The organism is Plantibacter sp. Mn2098 (assembly GCF_049319745.1).
Taxonomy (GTDB): domain Bacteria; phylum Actinomycetota; class Actinomycetes; order Actinomycetales; family Microbacteriaceae; genus Plantibacter.
On sequence record NZ_JBMOUH010000002.1, the window covers coordinates 576,187 to 583,184 of the forward strand.

4 protein-coding genes are annotated in these 6,998 nt (G+C 66.6%); 1 reads left to right on the forward strand and 3 read right to left on the reverse strand.

Annotated features, from left to right (window positions below; translation table 11 throughout):
* Positions 1 to 73: 73 nt before the first annotated feature.
* Positions 74 to 2,878 carry a DUF7507 domain-containing protein gene (locus ACL9RL_RS05495; protein WP_422779200.1) on the reverse strand — a complete coding sequence of 935 codons (2,805 nt, stop codon included), beginning with the start codon at positions 2,876 to 2,878 and terminating at the stop codon, positions 74 to 76.
* A 241-nt stretch (positions 2,879 to 3,119) separates the two neighbouring features.
* Here ACL9RL_RS05495 and ACL9RL_RS05500 point away from each other — a divergent pair, with 241 nt between their 5' ends.
* Entirely contained in the window at positions 3,120 to 3,989 is an 870-nt protein-coding gene (locus ACL9RL_RS05500; protein ID WP_422779201.1) for an NAD-dependent epimerase/dehydratase family protein, read from the forward strand.
* 149 nt (positions 3,990 to 4,138) lie between these two features.
* On the opposite strand, the gene ACL9RL_RS05505 is transcribed toward ACL9RL_RS05500, so the two are convergent.
* Both ACL9RL_RS05505 and ACL9RL_RS05510 read right to left on the reverse strand, forming a co-directional pair.
* Positions 4,139 to 4,786: a MarR family winged helix-turn-helix transcriptional regulator gene (locus ACL9RL_RS05505; RefSeq protein WP_422779202.1), complete on the reverse strand. Its 648-nt coding sequence runs from the start codon at positions 4,784 to 4,786 to the stop codon at positions 4,139 to 4,141.
* A gap of 27 nt (positions 4,787 to 4,813) precedes the next feature.
* Complete coding sequence (locus ACL9RL_RS05510) at positions 4,814 to 6,751, reverse strand: MDR family MFS transporter (protein ID WP_422779203.1); 1,938 nt, start codon at positions 6,749 to 6,751, stop codon at positions 4,814 to 4,816.
* Positions 6,752 to 6,998 lie beyond the last annotated feature (247 nt).

The following is a 6,998-nucleotide window of genomic DNA, read 5'->3' on the forward strand; positions in this document are numbered from 1 at the left end:
CGCGAGAGAGGCCGACACCGGAACGGTGTCGGCCTCTCTCACTCATCTGTTCAGGACGCGTCTGGTGGGCTGGCTAGTCCTGAACCTCGACTCGCGAGCGCTTCCGCGCCAGGACGACCGCACCGCCGAGCAGCAGCAAGGCGCTGGCGATTCCTGCTGGAACCAACCCGCCGGCCCCGGTCATCGCGAGGGCGATCGGCAGAGGCACAACGGGGATGTTCGCCTCTTCCGGCCCGAACTCGACGGTTGTTCCCGCCGGGGTGAGAGCGGTGCCGCTCGCCGTCGCACGAATCGAGCCCGACGACGCGTGCGCTTCGGTCACTGTGACCGTGATGGTGCACTCCACACGCTCCCCGGGAGCGAGTGAGGTCTGGTCGCACGTGAAGGCGTGCGCTTCTCCATCGACGATGCTCAGATCCGTGAGCGTGCGGTTTCCGGTGTTCTCAAGCGTTGCCGTGAAGACGGCGTTCTCGCCAACGGCTGTCAGGAGGCGATCTCCGTTCACGGTGAGATCGACGGTGGCACGCTCCGGGACGACCGTGAGCACCGAGTCGCTACCGAGGGTCACCGGGGCGCCACCGGGCGTCATGGCGCTGACCTCGACGTCGTTCGTGAACTCGCCGCTGTCGAGGACGTCCTGCGTGACCTCGAAGGTCGAGGTCAGCGTGGCGACCGCGCCGGGGGCGAGACTTGTCGCCGTGGCGGTTGCGTCACCCGTGGCGAGACTGTTTCGGGCGGTGAGGTCGTTGAGCGTCACGTTGCCCTGGTTCGTCACGGACGTCGTGTACGTGACGATGTCGCCCGCCTTGAGCTGCTCGCCGTCGGTGTCGGCGTCCAGCTTGACCGTTCCGGAAGCAGCTGCCTCCAGGGTCAGCGTCGCCGACGGGATCGTGCCGGTGAACGGCGTCCCGGCCGGTGTGGTGGCGCTGAGGGCGAACGTCGTGGTGAGGCTGCCTGCGTCGATTTCCGCCTGGGTGAGCGCATGCGGCGCTGAGGAGGCGCACACGATGCTCTGACCGGGGTCGAGCGTCGTGACGTCGCAACCGAGAGCGGTGTCCAGTCCGTCCGTCACTCGCACATCGGTGAGGGGCGTGATGCCCGTGTTCGTGACGTTGGCGTGCGTCTCGACCGGTTCGCCTGCATCGGGGATCCCGTTGCCGTTCGCGTCGTCCCAGGTGATCGATGAGGACGTCTCGACGGAGGGGTTCTCGACGGTGACCGTGTACTCGTTGGTCGTGGTCGTGGTCGTTGCCGTGTTGGAGTATCCGGGGTTGGTGCTGACCTCGGTCGTGAACGAGAACGTCTCGCCTGGCTGGGCGTCTGCGGGGATCGTCGCCGTCGGGTACAGATCGCGGGACGGCGATGCGTCGTTCCACACTCCGGCGTAGTCGTCGAGCGTCAGACGGGTGCCGTCGGTCGACAGCTCGCCCGTGATGGTGCGGCTGCCCGCGGCGTCGACCTCTCGGATCGTGTTGGTGCTGAACGGGATGCCGTCATCCGACGTCCAGCTCAGATCGACCGCTCCGGCCGGGGTGGACCCGCCAGACGTGAGGAACGGGATGTCGGTTGTGCTGCCCGCTGCCACCTGCGTGTCGGTGGTGGGGAGGTTGGAGACCGTGATTGGTCGGTCGGTGACGGAGGTGGTCGCCGTTGTGGTGTTGTTCGAGCTGTCGATCTCGTTCCGGTTGGCGGGCTCGGTGATCGTCGCGGTGTGCTCGATCGAGGCCGTGGGGTGCACCGTTCCGCTGATCGTGTAGGTCACGGATCCGTTGGCGGGCAGGTCGACGGTCGTATTGATCGTGTTGCCGGTGCCGCTCGGTTCGCCGCAGGTGCCGTTGGTGTCGGTGCACGTCCAAGTGACGTTCGAAACGGACGACGGCAGGATGTCGGAGATCGTGGCGCCGTTCACCGGGATCGCACTCTCGTTTGAGGCGACGACCGAATACGTGATGGTGCCGTCGACCTCGACGGAAGCCGGCGCAGTCTGACTGATGGAGAGGTCGGTCGGGACGCTCACCTTCACTTCGCTGATCTCGTGGGCGTTCCATGCGGAACCGGTGCCGGCTCCGAAGCCGATCCGGAGGGTGTCGGGGAGATCCGCCTGGCCCGGCGCGGAGGTGAGGTCGACGTCGGAGATGACCTGTTCGAGCGGGGTTCCCGGTCCGCGGTTCTTCCACACGTCGACCATGAGGTCGCCGTTGGAATCGGGGGCGACGATGACTCGAACGGTGTGGGGAGTCGCCCGCGCTCCGGTCGAGATCCCTCCCGGTGACGCGGCTCTTGTGAGGTAGTCGTAGCCGGCCAGTTCGTTGCCCGATCCGCGGAGCGCGATCGAGTTCCGCAGGGGTGCCGGCGCGTTGCTGTTGAAGGCAGGATCGCTCGAGAAGGCCCCGTACTCGTCGATGCCGACGCCGAGGAATCCTCCCGGCAGACCGGCACTCGAAGCGTTCCGCTGGAATGCGGCATAGCCGAGGGCTGCGCCCTGCGCTCCCACTCCCTGCGGAGCGGCGCCGTCGGACAGGAAGAAGGAGAGGCCGTTGCCACCGTTGCTAGCAGAGCCGCCGTACGTCGAGTAGTCGAAGGTGACGTCGATGCCGAGGTCGGTGGAGAAGGTGTCGTCCATCTGCCATGATCCTGCTTTGAAGGTGGCGTTGGGGGTCAACTTGAGCCAGCCGTCGGAGATCGTGGCGTCACCGGACAGGGTGCCGCCGTCTGTGGAGCTGAAGTCGTTCGTGTACGGGAACTCGACTTCCGCGGCGGAGGCGGGAGCGGCTCCCAGTGCGGCGAAGGCCACGGTGAGTGCCGCGCTGGCGCCGATGACTCGGCCGGAAGCGATTCGTCGTCGCTTGGCGGTGTGTGGTCGGGTGCTGGATCTCATCGGGATGCATTGCTCCATGTCGTCGTTGTGCAGCGGGGTGGGTGTCTGCGTGATCGCGAGTGAAGATGTCATGAAGGACCAAATCACTCAATACCTAATATACAAGAGTGTCGCATAGAAATCCTATGGCTGCAACTCCCTCCTGCTGATGCTGACCGCCGCGGCGCGTGCGAGGCGTCGCTGTGGGATCGATTCGCCCATCGGGTCGTCCGATGACGCCTGCGTGGAGGAGGATGAGCGTATGAGAATCGCAGTGACGGGTGGCTCGGGCAAGCTGGGACGGACGGTCGTCCGTGAACTTCGGGAGCACGGCCATCACGTCGTGAACCTCGATCAAGCAGGGGAGCGGGGACCCGGCTTCGTCCGCATCGATCTACAGGATGCCGGTCAGGTGCTCGACGCGCTCACCGGCATCGACGAGCAGGCGCCGGACGGATTCGACGCGGTCGTGCATCTCGGTGCCATCCCGGCCCCTGGCCTCGCCTCGAACACGGCGACCTTCCACAACAACATGCTCGGCACCTACAACGTCCTGAACGGTGCGATCAAAGCAGGGATCACGAACATCGTGACGGCGTCGAGCGAGACGGTGCTCGGGCTGCCGTTCGACACCCCGCCGCCGTACATCCCGGTCGACGAGGAGTACGACGCGAGGCCCGAATCCACGTACTCGCTGTCGAAGCACCTCGAAGAGCAGCTCGCGATCCAGTTGACGCGCTGGAACCCGGAGGTCAAGATCGTCGCGTTGCGCTTCTCGAACGTCATGGACGAGGCGGACTACGCGGCGTTCCCGTCCTTCGACGCCGATGCTCGCGCCCGCAAGTGGAACCTGTGGGGCTACATCGACGCTCGCGACGGCGCTCAGGCCGTGTTGCGCGCCTTGCAGTTGGAGCAGCGCGGATTCGATCGGTTCATCATCGCGGCGGCCGACACCGTGATGTCGCGCCCCAATGCGGAGCTCATCGAGGAGGTCTTCCCTGGCGTGCCGGTCACACGTGAGGTCGGCCCGAACGAGACGCTGCTGTCGATCGACAAGGCGCGTCGTGTCCTGGGCTTCGATCCCCGGCACTCCTGGCGTACCGCCATCGAGAACCTCCGTTTCCAGGAGTAGCCCACCGTCTCCGAAGCCCGCGAACTGTCAGTCGTGGCGGTTCTGACCGCCTGAAACCGGCCACAACTGACACCTCGCGAGCTGACAGTTGTGGCCGGTCTGGCGGTGCCAGACCAGCCACGAGTGACAGTTCGCGGGCCGGAGGGGAGCTAGATGGTGTCGTTCAGCTTGGCGAGGAGATGGGCCAGGCGCTCGATGTCGGTGCGGTCCCAGGTTGCCATCTGCCGGTAGAGCAGCGCCTGGTCGTCGACGCGGAGTTCGTTGACACGACGCCGGCCCTCGTCGGTCGCGACGATGAGGCTTGCACGACCGTCATCCGGATCGGGCTGCCGTTCCAGCAGGCCGAGACCCTCGAGCTGGTGGACCATCCGGCTGACCGAGCTCTTGTCGGACGAGAGCAACTCCGCGAGCGAGCCTGCGCGGACGGAACCGTAGCGGACCGCCATCGTGAGCAGCTTGTAGGCGGCGGGCTGCAGGCCAGGGCTGACCCGCTCGGCACGATCGCGGATCGCGACCCGGATCCGGTTGACGAGCAGACCGAACTGTTCCTCGACGGCCGAGATCGCCTCATCGAAGCCCGGATCACCGGGCGATTTCGATGTCGCTGGGAGATCGAGCGCACCCGGCTCGGCCGCCGCTCGACGCGCGGCGCTCGTCACGGGAACGGCCGGAGCTTCGGAAGCGGCCGAAGCCCCGACAACGGCCGAAGCCCCGGAGACGAGCGAACTCATCTCCGGGACCGAAGCCGTCTGCGGCTCAGTCGTCTGCTTGCGCTCTGGCGCGTGATCGCTGGACATCGTGAGCATTGTACGGCAGCTCTCGGGCTAGTCCGCTGGGCGCTCGGCGTGCTTCGGGCTGCCGCCGTGCGCATCGCCGGCAGGACCTGCCGATGCGCCTCCGGGCACACGTCCGGCAGCACCAGAGCGACCACCGGAGCGAACACCGGTTGCGATGCCTGCGCCGGCGCCGACAGTGGCATCCTGCTCGGCCGCGAGGTCGGCTTCCAACTCCGCATCGAGGATCGCGTCGTCGTAGGAGACGTCCGATCCGACGGTGGCATCCGCAACATCGAGCACCGTCTCACCGGCCTGCGCCGTGATCGAGCCGGTGGCCGTCGAGCCCGTGCCGACGCCCGCGCCGACAGCCGCGCCGCTGGTCGCGCCGTCCGCACCCTTCGTCTCCGCCATCCGCTGGAGCGCGGTCTTCGTGCCCAACTTGCGGTTGGGGAGGAAGATGACGGCGATGATCGTCAGGATCGCGAGCGGTGCCGCGACGAGGAAGATCTCCGCCACCGCGTTGCCGTAGACCGACTCGATGATGACCCGGACGGACTCCGGGAGTGTGCTCACCTTGGGGATCGTGCCGCTCTGCAACTGCTTCGCGACGGCGGCACCGCTCGGGCCGAGGGCGACGATGGCCGCCTGCAGGTCCGCTGCGCGATCGGCGAGCATGTTCGTCACCTTCGTGGCGAGCACCGCCCCCATCACGGAGACGCCGATGGTGCCGCCCAGGCTGCGGAAGAACGCAATGCCGGAGCTCGCGGTTCCGAGCTGGGTCGGCAGGACGTCGTTCTGCACCACGAGCACGAGGTTCTGCATCACCATGCCGACGCCGGCGCCGAGGACGAACATGTACACGGACACGAGCACGTAGTTGGTGTCGTAGTGGATGGTGCTCATGAGGAACAGTCCGGCGGTCAGCAGGATCGATCCGACGATGAGGTACGGCTTCCACCGCCCGAACCGCGAGATCAGCTGTCCGACGACGATCGATGCGATCAGCAGGCCGCCGATCATCGGGAGCGTCAGCAGACCGGACTCGGTCGGTGTGGCGCCGCGGGCGAGCTGCATGTACTGGCTGAGGAACACCGAGGTGCCGAACATCGCGACACCCACCGAGATGCTCGCGATGACCGCGAGGGTGAAGGTGCGGTTCTTGAAGAGCGACATCGGGATGATGGGCTCCTTGACCTTGATCTCCACGATGACGGCGGCCGCGAGGATGAGGACGGCTGCACCCACCATCACGAGCGTGGTCATGCTGGCCCACTCGAACTGGCTGCCCGCCATCGTGACCCAGATGAGGAGCAGGGAGACGCCGCCGGCGATGAGGGCCGCGCCGAGGTAGTCGATGCGGACTTTGCCGACCTTCCGCTTGGGCAGGTGCAGCGTCTTCTGGAGCAGGAAGATGGCGACGATCGCGACGGGGACGCCGACGAAGAAGTTCCAGCGCCAGCCGACCGAGTCGGTGAGGAGGCCGCCGAAGAGCGGTCCGCCGACGGTGCCGACGGCCATCACGGCGCCGAAGAGGCCCATGTAGCGGCCGCGTTCACGCGGGCTGATGATGTCGGCCATGATGATCTGGCTGAGCGCGGTGAGCCCGCCGGCGCCGAGACCCTGCAGGACGCGGAACATGATGAGCGTCCCGGTGTCCTGGGAGAAGCCGGCGAGGGCGGAGCCGAGCACGAAGACGCCGAGGGCGAGCTGGATGAGCAGCTTGCGGTTGAAGAGGTCGGCGAACTTGCCCCAGATGGGCGTGGAGACCGTGGTGGCCAGGAGGGTGGAGGTGACCACCCAGGTGAACGCGGTCTGGTCGCCGCCGAGGTCGGAGATGATGCGCGGCAGCGAGGTGGAGACGACGGTGCCGGCGAGGATCGACACGAACATGCCGAGGAGGAGGCCGGAGAGGGCCTCGAGCACCTGGCGATGTGTCATGCCGTTGTCCGCAGTCGCTGCGGGAACGGGGGTGGTTGTGGTTGACATGAGCTCCGCGATCGGGATGTGTGGTGGCGGCCTGGAGTCGCCCGCTTCAGTTAGTTGATATTGCGCAACTATATGACAAGTTGTTGATGTACGTCAACTAAGTGGGGTCGCGAGGTATTCCCGTGGGCCCTTCGACAGGCTCAGGGACCGGGCTTCGGCGGGTGGGGATCGCCCTTCGACAGGCTCAGGGACCGGGCTTCGGCGGGTGGGGATCGCCCTTCGACAGGCTCAGGGACCGGGCTTCGGC

What these genes read in the sequence shown, in the direction of transcription:
- ACL9RL_RS05500 (WP_422779201.1), top strand. Translation starts at nt 3,120, where the DNA reads ATGAGAATCGCAGTGACGGGTGGCTCGGGCAAGCTGGGACGGACGGTC.
- ACL9RL_RS05505 (WP_422779202.1), bottom strand. Translation starts at nt 4,786, where the DNA reads ATGTCCAGCGATCACGCGCCAGAGCGCAAGCAGACGACTGAGCCGCAG.
- ACL9RL_RS05495 (WP_422779200.1), bottom strand. Translation starts at nt 2,878, where the DNA reads ATGAGATCCAGCACCCGACCACACACCGCCAAGCGACGACGAATCGCT.
- ACL9RL_RS05510 (WP_422779203.1), bottom strand. Translation starts at nt 6,751, where the DNA reads ATGTCAACCACAACCACCCCCGTTCCCGCAGCGACTGCGGACAACGGC.